The organism is Salmonella sp. 32100201201700099SM (assembly GCF_017572645.1).
GTDB lineage: Bacteria > Pseudomonadota > Gammaproteobacteria > Enterobacterales > Enterobacteriaceae > Salmonella > Salmonella enterica.
This window is the reverse complement of record NZ_JAGERQ010000001.1, coordinates 258,088-271,551: the sequence shown is the minus strand read 5'-3', so window position 1 is coordinate 271,551 and position 13,464 is coordinate 258,088. Positions and strand designations below refer to the sequence as shown.

The window sequence follows — 13,464 nt, the reverse complement described above, 5'->3', positions numbered from 1 at the left end:
ACCACTTACTTGCAATTATTTATATTATTTCGCAAACGTGAGTAAGACTTTGCAGCATTGACGCTGGTCTTTCTCGAAAAGCTCAATCGCGTCGATGACATGTTGATAATCAAATGTATGCGTTATCAGCTTATCCGGATCAATAAGCCCTTTATTCAGCCAGTCAATCACGACCGGGAATTTATTGACATTAAGACGCGATGAATAAATAGCCAGCTCTTTTCCGGTAATACCCTGCTGTACAATCTCACACGGGTCGCTGGAAAATCCCATCAGGACAATGCGTGCCGCAGGCGATGCGAGGGTAATCGCCTCTTGCAGGATAGCGGGATGACAGGCGGCATCGACAATCAAGGTCGGTTTTAGCGCCTTCTGCTGTAGAAATTCCGCCAGTGAATGTTGACCATTATTGAGGCTCCAGTCAGCGCCGCTCTGCTTCGCCATCGCTAAACGCTCTTCAATGCGATCAACGACTATGACCGTTTTGACCTGATAAACCCCCTTCAGCGCCTGTACGGTCGTCAGTCCCATCGGGCCTGCACCATAGATAAGCGCCACGTCCTGCTCGGTCGGATTCACCTGCCCCGTCACATTTGCCGCAATGGTAAACGGCTCAACCATGACGGCATGATGGTCCGCGATGTTGTCCGGTATGCGATGAGCATTACGGGCCGGCGCCACCGCATACTCGCTGAAACCGCCGTCACGATGCACGCCCAGCACCACCAGCGAGGTACACACATTGGGTTTACCGACTGAACAAGGGTAACAATGCCCGCAACTGATCACCGGATCGACGGATACCCGTTCTCCTATCCGGTCGCGATTGACGTTGTCGCCTACCGCGTCGATGACACCGAAAAATTCATGGCCTATGACACGGGGATATTTTGCAAAGGGATTATGTCCCCGATAAATATGACTGTCGGAACCGCAGATACCCGCCAGTTTCACTTTAATACGAACTTCACCCGGCGCAGGCTGCGGAAGCGCGCGCGTTTCGATAGTTAATGTATTCGGTTTTTCGATTACGATGCTTTTCATTTTTCGCTCCTTACCAGTTCCACAGTGTGCCGTCTTCCAGGCGGGCCACCGGCAAATAGGCTGGATCGTACGGATATTTCGCCGCCAGTTTTTCATCGAACTCAATGCCCAGTCCTGGCTTGTCGCCCGGATGCATATAGCCGCCCTCGAACGTCCAGTTATGCGGGAAAACCTCCAGCATCTGTTCGAAGTAGCCCATAAACTCCTGCACACCAAAGTTAGGCACCCACAGGTCGAAATGTAATGCCGCGGCCATACAAACCGGCGACAGATCGGACGGCCCATGCGAACCGGTACGCACCTGGTAGAGCGAGGCAAAATCGGCAATGCGGCGCATCCCGGTAATACCACCGGCATGGGTAAGCGTGGTGCGGATATAGTCAATCAATTGCTCTTCAATGAGCTGTTTGCAATCCCAGATACTGTTAAAGACTTCGCCTACGGCAATCGGCGTGACCGTATGCTGGCGGATGAGGCGGAAGCACGCCTGATTTTCAGCCGGCGTCGGATCTTCCATCCAGAACAAACGATAGTCTTCAATACATTTGCCAAAGCGGGCAGCCTCAATAGGCGTCAGTCGGTGATGCATATCGTGCAGAAGATGTTCATTAAAACCGAACGTATTACGCACGGCGTCAAACAGCTTTGGCGTAAAATCGAGATACTTTTCCGTTGACCACAATTGTTCTTCCGGCCACTGGCCTTTTGTCGCGGGCTCATAGGCCAGCCCCTTGCCTTTCGCCATGCCGTAGGTGGTTTTCATCCCCGGAACGCCGCACTGCACGCGGATTGCTTTGAACCCTTGCTCTTTATGACGCGCGTAGTCTTCCAGCACATCGTCGATGGTGTGGCCTGTAGTATGGCAATACACCATGACGCCTTCACGCGAAGCGCCGCCGAGTAACTGATACAACGGCATATTGGCGGCTTTGGCTTTAATATCCCATAGCGCCATATCAACCGCGGAAATGGCGGGCATAGTGACAGGGCCACGGCGCCAGTACGCGCCTTTGTAGAAGAACTGCCAGATATCTTCGATGCGGCGAGCATCCCGCCCGATGAGCTGTGGGCACAGGTGATCGGTAAGGTACGAGGCCACCGGGAGCTCGCGTCCGTTCAGGGTGGCATCCCCCAGACCGGTGATCCCGTCTTCCGTGGTTATCTTTAAGGTGACGAAGTTACGCCCTGGACACGTAACAAAAACTTCAGCCCCTACAATCTTCATTTTTATTCCTTACATCGCATTATGGGATGCAGGAAATTTACCCAACTGAGCTACTACCATACAAGTATATTGATGTAAAAAGCGCTGCCAGATCACAAAATGTTCTGGTTGCGCGGCAATGTTACGTACGTCCCCATCCGACGACGATAATCAGCATTCCACACAGCGCGATCAGCGCGCCGCACCAGTCATAAACCGTGAGCCGGACGCCATCGACAACACGTAACCACAGGAGCGCAGTACAGACATATACCCCACCGTAAGCCGCATAAACCCGCCCACTCGCCGCCGGATGCAAGGTCAAAAGCCAGACGAATAACGCAAGTGACGCAGCGGCGGGCAGAAGCCACCACACGCTGGCGCCGCGCTTAATCCATAGCCAGGGAAGAAAACATCCAATGATTTCACAGAGGGCGGTGACAAAGAAAAGCAGAGTCGTCTTTAGCATGAGATTCATTTGGTTACGAAATGATAAGTGATAATACAACAGAATATCGTTACGGTTATCCGGCCATTCTTGTGTATATGCCAGGCATAAGGATTGGTGTAGAATTTACAGGTGGTTTACCGCTTTTTCCCCTCTAACGAAAGGATGTTGTGATGAACAATACGCTGAGCAAACGCCTGTGCCTGACGGCAATGCTTACGTTGGCGGCCGTTGTATATACTACTTCCGCATTCGCTGAAACCAGTAAACTGGTGATTGAATCGGGAGATAGCGCACAAAGTCGTCAGGAAGCGGCGATGGAAAAGGAACAATGGAACGACACTCGCAGTCTGCGTCAGAAAGTGAATACCCGCGCAGAAAAAGAGTGGGACAAAGCCGATGCCGCCTTTGATAACCGCGATAAATGCGAGCAAAGCGCCAACATCAACGCCTATTGGGAACCCAATACGCTGCGGTGTCTGGATCGTCGTACAGGTCGCGTTATTACGCCCTGATGCAGGATAACTAAAAGGAAGTGTAAGGATACAGTATGACAAGTGACTACAAGGTCAGACTGCGCCCGCTTGAGCGTGAAGATTTACGATTTGTCCACCAGCTTGATAATAATGCCAGCGTTATGCGTTACTGGTTTGAAGAGCCGTATGAGGCTTTTGTCGAACTGTCGGATCTCTACGACAAACACATCCACGACCAAAGCGAACGGCGCTTTGTCGTCGAATGCGATGGTGAAAACGCCGGGCTGGTGGAACTGGTGGAAATTAACCATGTGCATCGGCGGGCGGAATTTCAGATTATTATCTCGCCGGAGTACCAGGGAAAAGGCCTGGCGTCACGCGCGGCCAAACTGGCGATGGATTACGGATTTACCGTACTCAATCTCTATAAATTGTATTTGATCGTCGATAAAGAGAATGAAAAAGCGATTCACATCTACCGTAAACTCGGGTTTAGAGTAGAAGGCGAGCTGATTCATGAGTTCTTCATTAACGGCGAATACCGTAACACCATCCGCATGTGTATCTTCCAGCAGCAGTATCTGGATGAACATAAAACGTCCGGTTCTACGCTCCTGAAACCCACCGCGCAGTAAGCCCGGCGCGGTAGTCACGGAGAGTCGCACCGCGCCCGGTTTAGTAGTAATCGATACGATTTTTAATGGTGTAATGGTGGGACACTGCCGGCTTAACGCTCTCATCGACGATAACAAGCCGGCAGTCAACAGGGTTCGCATACGCATCATATTCGCAGCTCTGTGTGACGTTGCCGACCTGTCGATCATCCACCCGGCTGACTGCCGTATAGTCCAGCTTTTTACGCGGGTCCGCGGAGGGTTTTGCCGTTACAGAGAGCGTATTCTGCGAGTTTATGGTTGTCTTACCTAACGGATAGCCTTCGCTATCATAGCGGTACTCGACTTTCATCTCTTTGCCCGTCGCCGATACCACAAAACCGTTGTCGTCCGTCTCCCAGGTCACGCCCGCCGAAGGCAACGCCGCCAGCTGGCACTTCCCCTGTAACTGCACTTTTTTTTCCAGCGTCTGAGCATCCCGGTAATAATTGGCATCCAGCACGAGCGCCAGCCCCGTATTATTCTCCAGATCGTGTAACTCAAGCGTATCAAAACAGCCTTCCTGTGAAAGCGTACCGGTGACCTGCTTCGCCACTTCGCCATTCTCACTCATCAATGTCTGGCTGAAATCCTTTACCGGACCACGTAATGGATCAAAATCAAATTCGTTCGAAAAACTGGCCATTTCCGGCGTAAAAGACTCAAGGGATTTCGGATTATCACAACCTGCCAGTATCATGCACAATAACGTCAGTAAAAGGGGTTTCTTCACACGTATCACCAGGATGAAAAGATATTTATCATCATATTAGCAAATACAGTTATTTACACGAAAAATGCTAAGCTTAGAACATCGTCATTAATCACAGGAGTTCATGATGAAAATCGCAACTGCAATAGCCGCTCTGGCCTTAGTCAGCGCCCCCTCGCTGGTGATGGCGGCACCGGGATCGTGCGAGAGAGTAAAAAGCGATATTGAACAACGTATCATCAATAACGGCGTGCCGGCGGATAATTTTACGCTCACTATCGTTCCTAACGACCAGGCCGATCAGCCGGACTCACAGGTGGTGGGCCATTGCGCGAACGACACGCATAAAATTCTTTATACCCGCACCAACAGCGGCAATGCGCCAGCCAATACCTCTCCCGCTCAGGACGGTTCATCCGCCGAACCGCAATAACCTCCTCCTGCCCTCCGGGTCCGGAGGGTAACGCTCTTTGACATGGATTAATAATCCTTACTCCCAAAGGGGTAAACTCATTACATCATTAGCATGTTAATAATTTCGTTATAGTTATCAATATATAGCGAAATAATAACGACAATGGAGTGAGTGATGCCCAGAGAAAAGCAACAAACAGGCGTTAGCCGCAGGACGTTAGTGAAATCAGCGGCGCTTGGCTCACTGGCGCTGGCTGCCGGAGGCGTATCTTTACCGTTTGGGATGCGTACCGCGGCCGCGGTGGTGCAGCAGGCCATGCGCAACGAAGAAGATAAAATCGTCTGGGGCGCCTGTTCGGTCAACTGCGGCAGTCGCTGCGCCCTGCGTCTGCATGTAAAAGATAATGAAGTCTGGTGGGTTGAAACTGATAACACTGGCGACGATGTCTACGGCAATCATCAGGTTCGCGCCTGTCTGCGGGGCCGTTCAATCCGTCGGCGCATTAACCATCCGGATCGCCTTAACTATCCCATGAAACGCGTTGGCCGCCGCAGCGAAGGCAAATTTGAACGCATTAGCTGGCAGGAAGCGCTGGACACCATTAGCGCCAGCCTGAAAAAAATCGTAGAGACCTACGGCAATGAAGCCGTCTATATCCACTATTCATCCGGCATCGTAGGCGGCAACATAACCCGCTCGTCGCCTGCCGCCTCGCCGGTGAAGCGTTTGATGAACTGCTACGGCGGTTCGTTGAATCAATACGGCTCATACAGTACCGCGCAAATTTCTTGCGCCATGCCCTACACCTATGGCTCCAACGACGGCAACAGCACGTCTGATATCGAAAACAGTAAACTGGTGGTCATGTTCGGCAATAATCCGGCTGAAACACGCATGAGCGGCGGCGGCATTACCTGGTTTCTGGAGCAAGCGCGTGAACGCTCAAATGCGCGCATGATCGTGATAGATCCGCGCTATACCGATACCGCTGCCGGACGTGAAGACGAGTGGATACCGATTCGCCCCGGCACCGATGCCGCGCTGGTGGCGGGAATTGCCTGGGTATTAATTAACGAAAATCTCGTTGACCAGCCTTTTCTCGACAACTATTGCATCGGCTACGATGAAAAGACCCTTCCGGCTGACGCGCCCCCCAATGGCCATTATAAGGCTTATATTTTGGGCCAGGGCGAGGACGGTATCGCCAAAACGCCGCAGTGGGCATCGCATATTACCGGCATCCCCGCCGATCGGATTATCAAACTGGCGCGCGAGATAGGCAGCGTCAAGCCGGCCTACATCTGTCAGGGTTGGGGGCCGCAGCGTCAGGCGAACGGCGAACAAACCGCTCGCGCCATCGCCATGTTACCGATTCTGACCGGCAACGTCGGCATTCATGGCGGTAATAGCGGCGCACGCGAATCCACTTACACCATTACCATTGAACGTCTGCCGGTCCTGGAGAATCCCGTTAAAACCGCCATCTCCTGCTTTAGCTGGACGGACGCCATTGCGCGCGGCCCGGAAATGACCGCCCTGCGCGACGGCGTACGCGGCAAAGATAAGCTGGATGTCCCGATCAAATTTCTATGGAACTACGCTGGCAATACCCTGATTAATCAGCATTCGGATATTAATAAAACCCATGAAATTCTTCAGGATGAAGCAAAATGCGAAATGATTGTGGTCATCGACAACTTTATGACCTCTTCCGCGAAGTACGCTGATATTTTACTGCCGGATCTCATGACCGTCGAACAGGAAGATATCATCCCCAATGATTACGCCGGCAATATGGGATATCTGATTTTTATCCAACCGGCGACAACGCCTAAGTTCGAGCGCAAGCCCATCTACTGGGTACTCAGCGAAATAGCCAGACGCCTCGGTGACGATGTGTATCAGCGGTTTACCGAAGGCCGTACACAGGCGCAATGGCTGCAATATCTGTACGCCAAAATGCAGGCAAGAGATCCGGCATTGCCCGCGTATGACGAGCTGAAAAAAATGGGCATCTATAAACGCAAAGATCCCAACGGCCATTTTGTCGCCTATAAAAAATTTCATGAAGATCCGCAGGCCAATCCGTTAAAAACGCCGTCCGGTAAAATCGAAATCTATTCCGAGCGTCTGGCAACCCTCGCCAACACGTGGGAGCTGAAGAAAGATGAGATTATCCATCCTTTACCCGCCTATACGCCAGGTTTTGACGGTTGGGACGATCCGCTTCGTCAGCGCTACCCGCTACAGCTAACCGGCTTCCACTATAAAGCGCGTACCCACTCCAGCTACGGCAATATCGACGTCCTGCAACAGGCGTGTCCGCAGGAGATCTGGATCAACCCGATTGATGCGCAAGCGCGCGGCATTCAGCACGGCGACACCGTGCGGGTCTTTAACCAGAACGGACAGATGCTCATTCCGGCAAAAGTCACGCCGCGCATATTGCCTGGCGTCACCGCTATCGGCCAGGGCGCCTGGTTAAATGCCGATATGTTCGGCGATCAGATCGATCGCGGCGGTTCAATTAACATTCTCACGTCGCATCGACCATCTCCGCTCGCGAAGGGGAACCCGTCCCACAGTAATCTTGTTCAGGTTGAAAAGGCTTAAGGTGTAACCCATGACAACTCAGTATGGATTTTTTATTGATTCCAGCCGTTGCACCGGTTGCAAAACCTGCGAACTGGCCTGCAAGGACTACAAAGATTTGACCCCGGATGTCAGTTTCCGGCGGATATATGAATACGCAGGCGGCGACTGGCAGGAAGATAACGGCGTCTGGCATCAGAACGTCTTTGCCTACTATCTCTCCATTTCGTGCAACCACTGCGAAGACCCGGCCTGTACCAAAGTCTGCCCGAGCGGCGCGATGCACAAGCGCGATGACGGTTTTGTGGTGGTGAACGAAGAGGTCTGTATCGGCTGTCGCTACTGCCACATGGCCTGCCCGTACGGCGCGCCGCAGTACAACGCGGCCAAAGGTCATATGACCAAGTGCGACGGCTGTTATGACCGGGTGGCGGAAGGCAAGAAACCGATTTGCGTGGAATCCTGCCCGCTGCGGGCGCTGGATTTCGGCCCGATAGACGAACTGCGCAAAAAACACGGTGAGCTGGCTGCCGTCGCACCGTTGCCGCGCGCGCATTTCACGAAGCCGAATATTGTGATTAAACCCAACGCCAACAGCCGCCCGACCGGGGACACCACCGGTTATCTGGCCAATCCGAAGGAGGTATAAGATGGGAAGTGGATGGCATGAATGGCCGTTGATGATCTTCACGGTCTTTGGTCAGTGCGTGGTCGGCGCGTTAATCGTTAGCGGACTGGGCTGGCTGACGGCAAAAGACGATACCATCGCCCGTCAGCGCATCGTGCGCAGCATGTTTTTTCTGTGGCTGGTGATGGGACTGGGATTCCTCGCGTCGATTATGCATCTCGGCTCGCCGATGCGCGCGTTTAACTCGCTTAACCGCGTAGGCGCTTCCGCACTGAGTAATGAAATCGCCGCAGGATCGGTGTTCTTTGCCGTAGGCGGCATCTGGTGGCTGGTGGCGGTACTCGGTAAAATGCCCCCGGCGCTGGGTAAAGTGTGGCTGCTGGTCAGTATGGCGCTCGGCGTTGCATTCATCTGGGCAATGACGCTCGTTTATCAGATAGATACCGTGCCAACCTGGTATAATGGCTACACCACGCTGGCCTTTTTCCTCACGGCATTCCTGTGCGGTCCGGTGTTTGCGGCGCTACTGCTACGCATCGCGCGCGTCCCATTTTGCAGCGTGACGTTTGCCAGTATTAGCGGCCTGGCGTTGGTGGTGTGCGTGGCGGTCATCGTACTACAGGGACTATCCCTCTCAGCCATTCACAGTTCCGTGCAACAGGCCAGCCATCTCGCGCCGGATTACGGTATGCTACAGGTCTGGCGCATTGTCTTGCTTGCTGCCGGATTAGGTTGCTGGCTATGTCCACTAATCCGTCGCCGCGAACCGCATACCGTTGGTTTGCTGCTCGGTGTCGTACTGGTGCTGGCGGGCGAAATTATTGGCCGCGGACTTTTTTATGGCCTGCATATGACCGTAGGTATGGCCGTCGCAGGTTAATTTATGCGTGCGGGGCGACCCGCACCTTTCGGGATTGTTTGAATGACCACTTTTTTACAACGTGATGATTTTGCAGTAACGGCGCGTGTTCTTGGCGCGTTGTTTTATTATTCGCCGGAAAGCCACGAAACCGCTCCTCTGGTTCAGGCGCTATTAAACGACGACTGGCAGGCGCAGTGGCCGCTTGATGCCGAGGCGCTTGCGCCTGTGGCGGTTATGTTTAAGACCCACAGCGAAGAGTCGTTGCCACAAGCCTGGCAGCGCCTGTTTATCGGCCCTTACGCTCTGCCGTCTCCGCCGTGGGGTTCCGTCTGGCTGGATCGTGAGAGCGTATTATTTGGCGATTCTACGCTGGCGCTACGTCAGTGGATGCGCGAAAACGGGATTCAGTTTGAAATGCAGCAAAACGAGCCAGAAGATCATTTTGGGTCGCTGTTGCTGCTGGCGGCCTGGCTTGCCGAGAATGGCCGTCATCATGAATGCGAACAACTCCTGGCCTGGCATCTGTTTCCGTGGTCGTCCCGCTTTCTGGACGTATTTATCGATCATGCCGGGCATCCGTTTTATCAGGCGTTGGGGCAACTGGCGCGTCTGACTCTGGCGCAATGGCAAGCTCAACTCATTATTCCCGTCGCTGTAAAACCGTTATTCCGTTAATCCCCACAAAAGGCAGGATTTTACCTGCCTTTTCTCCCATTGTGGCCTATTGTTATCTACAAGAAGTGACAACGTCACACCTCGCTTCTATTTTTAAGATAATTCTTTATCGTGAATGTTCACGCTAAGCCGCATAAGGGCAAAACATAATTGTTAATAGATGTTTAACAGTGTTAAACATCACGCTCCGCTGGAATCCTTCCCAACCTGTTGCTATAGCTCAAAGCACCCTGCCGGAACATGGCATAACAACACGCGACTCTTAACGTCGCCATAACACATGCAAACAGGGAGACACACCGCAATGCTCACCCTCACCCTAAAACGCGTACTTGGGTTCACTATCGTCATTCTGCTGTTACTGGCGCTGTTTATCTGGGGAATCGGTCTGGAGACGCTGAAAGCGCGTCAGGTCGATCTGCTGTATCTCGGACAACGGCATTTGATGCTGGTCTTTACGTCCATGTTTTTTGCTTTACTGGTCGGTATCCCGAGTGGGATTTTACTCAGCCGTCCTGCGGCAAAGGGATTTGCTGAATATGTCATGCAAATCTTTAACGTTGGTAATACCTTGCCGCCACTGGCCGTCCTGGCCTTAGCGATGGTGATTATCGGGATCGGCGATACGCCCGCCATTGTCGCGCTATTTCTGGCTTCTCTTTTGCCTATCGTCCGCAATACCTATGCAGGCCTCTGTTCCGTTCCCGCCTCACTGATTGAAGCGGCGAACGGGATTGGGATGACAAAATGGCAGCGGCTTCGCCAGGTAGAGCTACCTAATGCGTGGCCAGTGATGCTGTCCGGTATTCGCATCGCGACCGCCATCAATGTCGGCACCGCGCCGCTGGCCTTTCTGATCGGCGCCAGCAGCTACGGCGAGCTGATTTTCCCGGGGATTTATCTCAACGATTTTCCGACGTTGATTCTCGGCGCAACGGCCACGGCGTTATTCGCGCTGATTCTTGACACTCTGCTTGCCTGGTTTGGGCGACGCCTTAGCCCTCATACCGTCTGAACGCATAAATAACAATAAGGAGCGTTAAATGAGATTCAAAAAACACCTGTTGGGATGGCTTGCCGCAACGCTGTTGTTCAGTAGCCAGACGCAGGCCACGCCGCTGGTTCTCGCCACCAAAGGCTTTACCGAGCAGCATATTCTTTCCGCTATGACCGTTCAGTATTTGCAGAAGAAAGGCTTTCAGGTTCAGCCGCAAACCAATATCGCCGCGGTAATTTCACGTAATGCGATGGTAAATAAACAAATTGATATTACCTGGGAATACACCGGTACATCGCTGATTATTTTCAACCGTATCGATAAGCGCATGAGTCCACAGGAAACCTACGACACGGTAAAACGCCTGGATGCGAAGCTGGGCCTGGTATGGCTCAAACCGGCTGACATGAACAATACTTACGCGTTCGCGATGCAGCGCAAACGCGCCGAGTCGGAAAATATCACCACCATCTCGCAGATGGTGGCAAAAATCGAACAAGTCCGGCAGAACGATCCTGACCACAACTGGATGCTCGGCCTCGATCTGGAATTTGCCGGGCGCAGCGACGGGATGAAGCCCCTTCAGCAAGCCTACCAGATGCAGCTCGATCGCCCGCAAATACGACAGATGGACCCAGGGCTGGTCTATAACGCCGTTCGGGATGGGCTGGTTGACGCCGGGCTGGTCTATACCACCGACGGACGGGTGAAAGGGTTTGATCTGAAAGTGCTGGAAGATGATAAAGGCTTCTTCCCAAGTTACGCTGTCACGCCGGTGGTGCGTAAAGAAGTGCTGGAAGCCAATCCTGGCCTTGATGACGCCTTAAACACCCTTTCCGGCCTGCTCAATAACGATGTGATATCGACCCTAAACGCCCAGGTCGATATCGAGCATCGCACGCCGCAACAGGTAGCCCATCAATTTTTACAGGACAAAGGTCTGCTGTAAGGAGCGCCTATGGATACGATACATTATATGCTGGATAATGCAGGCTATCTCGCCAGCCTTACCTTTCAGCATCTCTGGCTGGTCGCGCTGGCCGTCGGTCTGGCGATTATCATCGGCGTACCGTTAGGCGTTTTGATTGTACGCCACAAATGGCTGGCAACGCCGGTATTGGGCGCCGCCACGCTACTTCTTACCATTCCGTCTATCGCGCTGTTTGGATTAATGATCCCGCTCTTTTCGCTGATCGGGCATGGTATTGGCGTTCTGCCCGCCGTGACGGCCGTTTTTCTCTACTCTTTACTGCCGATTGTCCGGAATACCCATACTGCGCTTGATAGTTTGCCGCCCGGTCTGCGTGAAGCGGGACGCGGCATCGGTATGACTTTCTGGCAACGGCTGCGCTGGGTCGAAATCCCAATGGCCCTACCGGTTATTTTCGGGGGTATCCGCACCGCGGTAGTGATGAATATTGGCGTGATGGCGATTGCCGCGGTTATCGGCGCCGGCGGTCTGGGGCTGCTACTGTTAAACGGCATTAGCGGCAGCGATATTCGCATGTTAATTGCCGGCGCGCTGATGATCTGTCTACTGGCGATTGTGCTTGACTGGCTGTTGCATCGTCTGCAAGTCGTACTGACACCTAAGGGGATACGATAATGATAAAACTGGAAAATCTCACCAAACAATTTGTACAGAAAAAGGGTCAGCCGCTAAAAGCCGTCGACAACGTCAACCTGAACGTGCCGGAAGGCGAAATGTGCGTCTTGCTCGGTCCCTCCGGCTGCGGCAAAACCACCACGTTAAAGATGATCAACCGGCTGATCGCGCCCAGCAGCGGTAATATTCTTATCAACGGCGAGAATACCAACGATATGGATACGGTAACGCTACGCCGCAATATTGGGTATGTTATCCAGCAGATCGGCCTGTTTCCTAATATGACGATTGAAGAAAATATTACCGTTGTGCCGCGCATGTTGGGTTGGGACAAAGCGCGCTGCAAGCAACGCGCCGAAGAATTGATGGACATGGTGGCGCTGGATGCCAGAAAATTTCTGCATCGCTATCCAAAGGAGATGTCCGGGGGACAGCAACAGCGTATTGGCGTGATCCGCGCTCTGGCCGCCGATCCGCCGGTACTGCTGATGGATGAGCCCTTCGGCGCGGTGGACCCCATTAACCGCGAAGTGATCCAGAACCAGTTTCTGGATATGCAGCGTAAGCTAAAAAAGACCGTGATGCTGGTCAGCCATGATATCGACGAAGCGCTAAAACTCGGCGACCGTATCGCCGTGTTCCGTCAGGGGCGAATTGTACAGTGCGCCAGTCCTGATGAACTGCTGGCCAAACCGGCTAACGAGTTTGTCGGGTCGTTTGTCGGTCAGGACAGAACGTTAAAGCGTTTGCTACTGGTCTCCGCAGGCGATGTGACCGACCAACAGCCAACCATTACCGCGCGGCCTTCCACGCCGCTAAGCGAGGCGTTCGGCATTATGGATGATCACGATATTCGCGCCATTACCGTCATTGACAACGACGGTAAGCCACTGGGATTTGTGAAGCGCCGGGAAGCGCGGAACGCCAGCGGAACCTGCGCCGATATCACCCATCCTTTCCGTATTACGGGCAAAGCGGAAGATAACCTGCGTATTGTACTGTCCAGATTGTACGAAAGTAATACTAGCTGGATGCCGATCGTTGATGAAGACGGACGCTATAATGGTGAAATCTCTCAGGATTACATCGCCGACTATCTCAGCTCAGGCCGCACGCGTCGGGCGTTAAATATTCACGAAAGCAGCTAACGTT

General features: G+C 52.9%; 15 protein-coding genes. 11 read left to right on the top strand and 4 right to left on the bottom strand.

The features are described 5' to 3' along the window. Positions 1-24: 24 nt before the first annotated feature. The 3 genes from J4685_RS01420 to J4685_RS01410 all read right to left on the bottom strand — a co-directional run bounded on the left by J4685_RS01420 (position 25) and on the right by J4685_RS01410 (position 2,717). The gene (locus J4685_RS01420; RefSeq protein WP_000836493.1) at positions 25-1,044 is read right to left on the bottom strand and encodes a Zn-dependent oxidoreductase; all 1,020 of its coding nucleotides are present in this window, start codon (positions 1,042-1,044) and stop codon (positions 25-27) included. Positions 1,045-1,054: 10 nt separating this feature from the next. Next, positions 1,055-2,269 (bottom strand): starvation-sensing protein RspA, encoded by a 1,215-nt coding sequence (gene rspA / locus J4685_RS01415; protein ID WP_000706262.1) that lies wholly within the window; start codon positions 2,267-2,269, stop codon positions 1,055-1,057. A gap of 121 nt (positions 2,270-2,390) precedes the next feature. Beyond that, on the bottom strand, positions 2,391-2,717 hold the full coding sequence (locus J4685_RS01410; protein WP_000921382.1) for a YnfA family protein: 327 nt from the start codon (positions 2,715-2,717) through the stop codon (positions 2,391-2,393). Positions 2,718-2,869: 152 nt separating this feature from the next. On the opposite strand from J4685_RS01410, the gene J4685_RS01405 reads away from it, so the two are divergent. After that, complete coding sequence (locus J4685_RS01405; RefSeq protein ID WP_001066440.1) at positions 2,870-3,211, top strand: DUF1283 family protein; 342 nt, start codon at positions 2,870-2,872, stop codon at positions 3,209-3,211. A gap of 35 nt (positions 3,212-3,246) precedes the next feature. Then, on the top strand, positions 3,247-3,807 hold the full coding sequence (gene speG, locus J4685_RS01400; RefSeq protein WP_000199997.1) for a spermidine N1-acetyltransferase: 561 nt from the start codon (positions 3,247-3,249) through the stop codon (positions 3,805-3,807). 40 nt (positions 3,808-3,847) lie between these two features. On the opposite strand, the gene J4685_RS01395 is transcribed toward speG, so the two are convergent. Further along, the gene (locus tag J4685_RS01395; RefSeq protein ID WP_000743122.1) at positions 3,848-4,558 is read right to left on the bottom strand and encodes a YnfC family lipoprotein; all 711 of its coding nucleotides are present in this window, start codon (positions 4,556-4,558) and stop codon (positions 3,848-3,850) included. A gap of 103 nt (positions 4,559-4,661) precedes the next feature. On the opposite strand from J4685_RS01395, the gene J4685_RS01390 reads away from it, so the two are divergent. The 9 genes from J4685_RS01390 to osmV all read left to right on the top strand — a co-directional run bounded on the left by J4685_RS01390 (position 4,662) and on the right by osmV (position 13,460). Beyond that, positions 4,662-4,970 (top strand): DUF1161 domain-containing protein, encoded by a 309-nt coding sequence (locus J4685_RS01390; RefSeq protein ID WP_000975514.1) that lies wholly within the window; start codon positions 4,662-4,664, stop codon positions 4,968-4,970. Between the two features lie 156 nt (positions 4,971-5,126). Further along, a complete protein-coding gene (gene ynfE, locus J4685_RS01385; RefSeq protein ID WP_011233053.1) occupies positions 5,127-7,565 on the top strand; it encodes a selenate/tellurate reductase subunit YnfE in 2,439 nt (812 codons plus the stop codon). Between the two features lie 10 nt (positions 7,566-7,575). After that, a complete protein-coding gene (gene dmsB, locus J4685_RS01380) occupies positions 7,576-8,193 on the top strand; it encodes a dimethylsulfoxide reductase iron-sulfur subunit DmsB (protein ID WP_000213069.1) in 618 nt (205 codons plus the stop codon). 1 nt (position 8,194) lies between these two features. Next, complete coding sequence (locus J4685_RS01375) at positions 8,195-9,052, top strand: dimethyl sulfoxide reductase anchor subunit family protein (protein WP_000534696.1); 858 nt, start codon at positions 8,195-8,197, stop codon at positions 9,050-9,052. Between the two features lie 42 nt (positions 9,053-9,094). After that, positions 9,095-9,709 carry a Tat proofreading chaperone DmsD gene (gene dmsD / locus J4685_RS01370; protein ID WP_000206563.1) on the top strand — a complete coding sequence of 205 codons (615 nt, stop codon included), beginning with the start codon at positions 9,095-9,097 and terminating at the stop codon, positions 9,707-9,709. Between the two features lie 304 nt (positions 9,710-10,013). Then, positions 10,014-10,724, top strand: coding sequence for an osmoprotectant ABC transporter permease OsmY (gene osmY / locus J4685_RS01365; RefSeq protein WP_000956992.1), 711 nt, complete (start codon positions 10,014-10,016; stop codon positions 10,722-10,724). 28 nt (positions 10,725-10,752) lie between these two features. After that, positions 10,753-11,655, top strand: coding sequence for an osmoprotectant ABC transporter substrate-binding protein OsmX (gene osmX, locus J4685_RS01360; protein ID WP_001211195.1), 903 nt, complete (start codon positions 10,753-10,755; stop codon positions 11,653-11,655). Between the two features lie 9 nt (positions 11,656-11,664). Continuing rightward, a complete protein-coding gene (osmW, locus tag J4685_RS01355; protein WP_000379677.1) occupies positions 11,665-12,312 on the top strand; it encodes an osmoprotectant ABC transporter permease OsmW in 648 nt (215 codons plus the stop codon). Then, positions 12,312-13,460 carry an osmoprotectant ABC transporter ATP-binding protein OsmV gene (gene osmV, locus J4685_RS01350; protein WP_000593095.1) on the top strand — a complete coding sequence of 383 codons (1,149 nt, stop codon included), beginning with the start codon at positions 12,312-12,314 and terminating at the stop codon, positions 13,458-13,460. The genes osmW and osmV overlap by 1 nt, the downstream gene beginning before the upstream one ends. The last annotated feature ends 4 nt before the right edge of the window (positions 13,461-13,464 follow it).

What these genes read in the sequence shown, in the direction of transcription:
- J4685_RS01420 (WP_000836493.1), bottom strand. Translation starts at nt 1,044, where the DNA reads ATGAAAAGCATCGTAATCGAAAAACCGAATACATTAACTATCGAAACG.
- rspA (WP_000706262.1), bottom strand. Translation starts at nt 2,269, where the DNA reads ATGAAGATTGTAGGGGCTGAAGTTTTTGTTACGTGTCCAGGGCGTAAC.
- J4685_RS01410 (WP_000921382.1), bottom strand. Translation starts at nt 2,717, where the DNA reads ATGCTAAAGACGACTCTGCTTTTCTTTGTCACCGCCCTCTGTGAAATC.
- J4685_RS01405 (WP_001066440.1), top strand. Translation starts at nt 2,870, where the DNA reads ATGAACAATACGCTGAGCAAACGCCTGTGCCTGACGGCAATGCTTACG.
- speG (WP_000199997.1), top strand. Translation starts at nt 3,247, where the DNA reads ATGACAAGTGACTACAAGGTCAGACTGCGCCCGCTTGAGCGTGAAGAT.
- J4685_RS01390 (WP_000975514.1), top strand. Translation starts at nt 4,662, where the DNA reads ATGATGAAAATCGCAACTGCAATAGCCGCTCTGGCCTTAGTCAGCGCC.
- ynfE (WP_011233053.1), top strand. Translation starts at nt 5,127, where the DNA reads ATGCCCAGAGAAAAGCAACAAACAGGCGTTAGCCGCAGGACGTTAGTG.
- dmsB (WP_000213069.1), top strand. Translation starts at nt 7,576, where the DNA reads ATGACAACTCAGTATGGATTTTTTATTGATTCCAGCCGTTGCACCGGT.
- J4685_RS01375 (WP_000534696.1), top strand. Translation starts at nt 8,195, where the DNA reads ATGGGAAGTGGATGGCATGAATGGCCGTTGATGATCTTCACGGTCTTT.
- dmsD (WP_000206563.1), top strand. Translation starts at nt 9,095, where the DNA reads ATGACCACTTTTTTACAACGTGATGATTTTGCAGTAACGGCGCGTGTT.
- osmY (WP_000956992.1), top strand. Translation starts at nt 10,014, where the DNA reads ATGCTCACCCTCACCCTAAAACGCGTACTTGGGTTCACTATCGTCATT.
- osmX (WP_001211195.1), top strand. Translation starts at nt 10,753, where the DNA reads ATGAGATTCAAAAAACACCTGTTGGGATGGCTTGCCGCAACGCTGTTG.
- osmW (WP_000379677.1), top strand. Translation starts at nt 11,665, where the DNA reads ATGGATACGATACATTATATGCTGGATAATGCAGGCTATCTCGCCAGC.
- osmV (WP_000593095.1), top strand. Translation starts at nt 12,312, where the DNA reads ATGATAAAACTGGAAAATCTCACCAAACAATTTGTACAGAAAAAGGGT.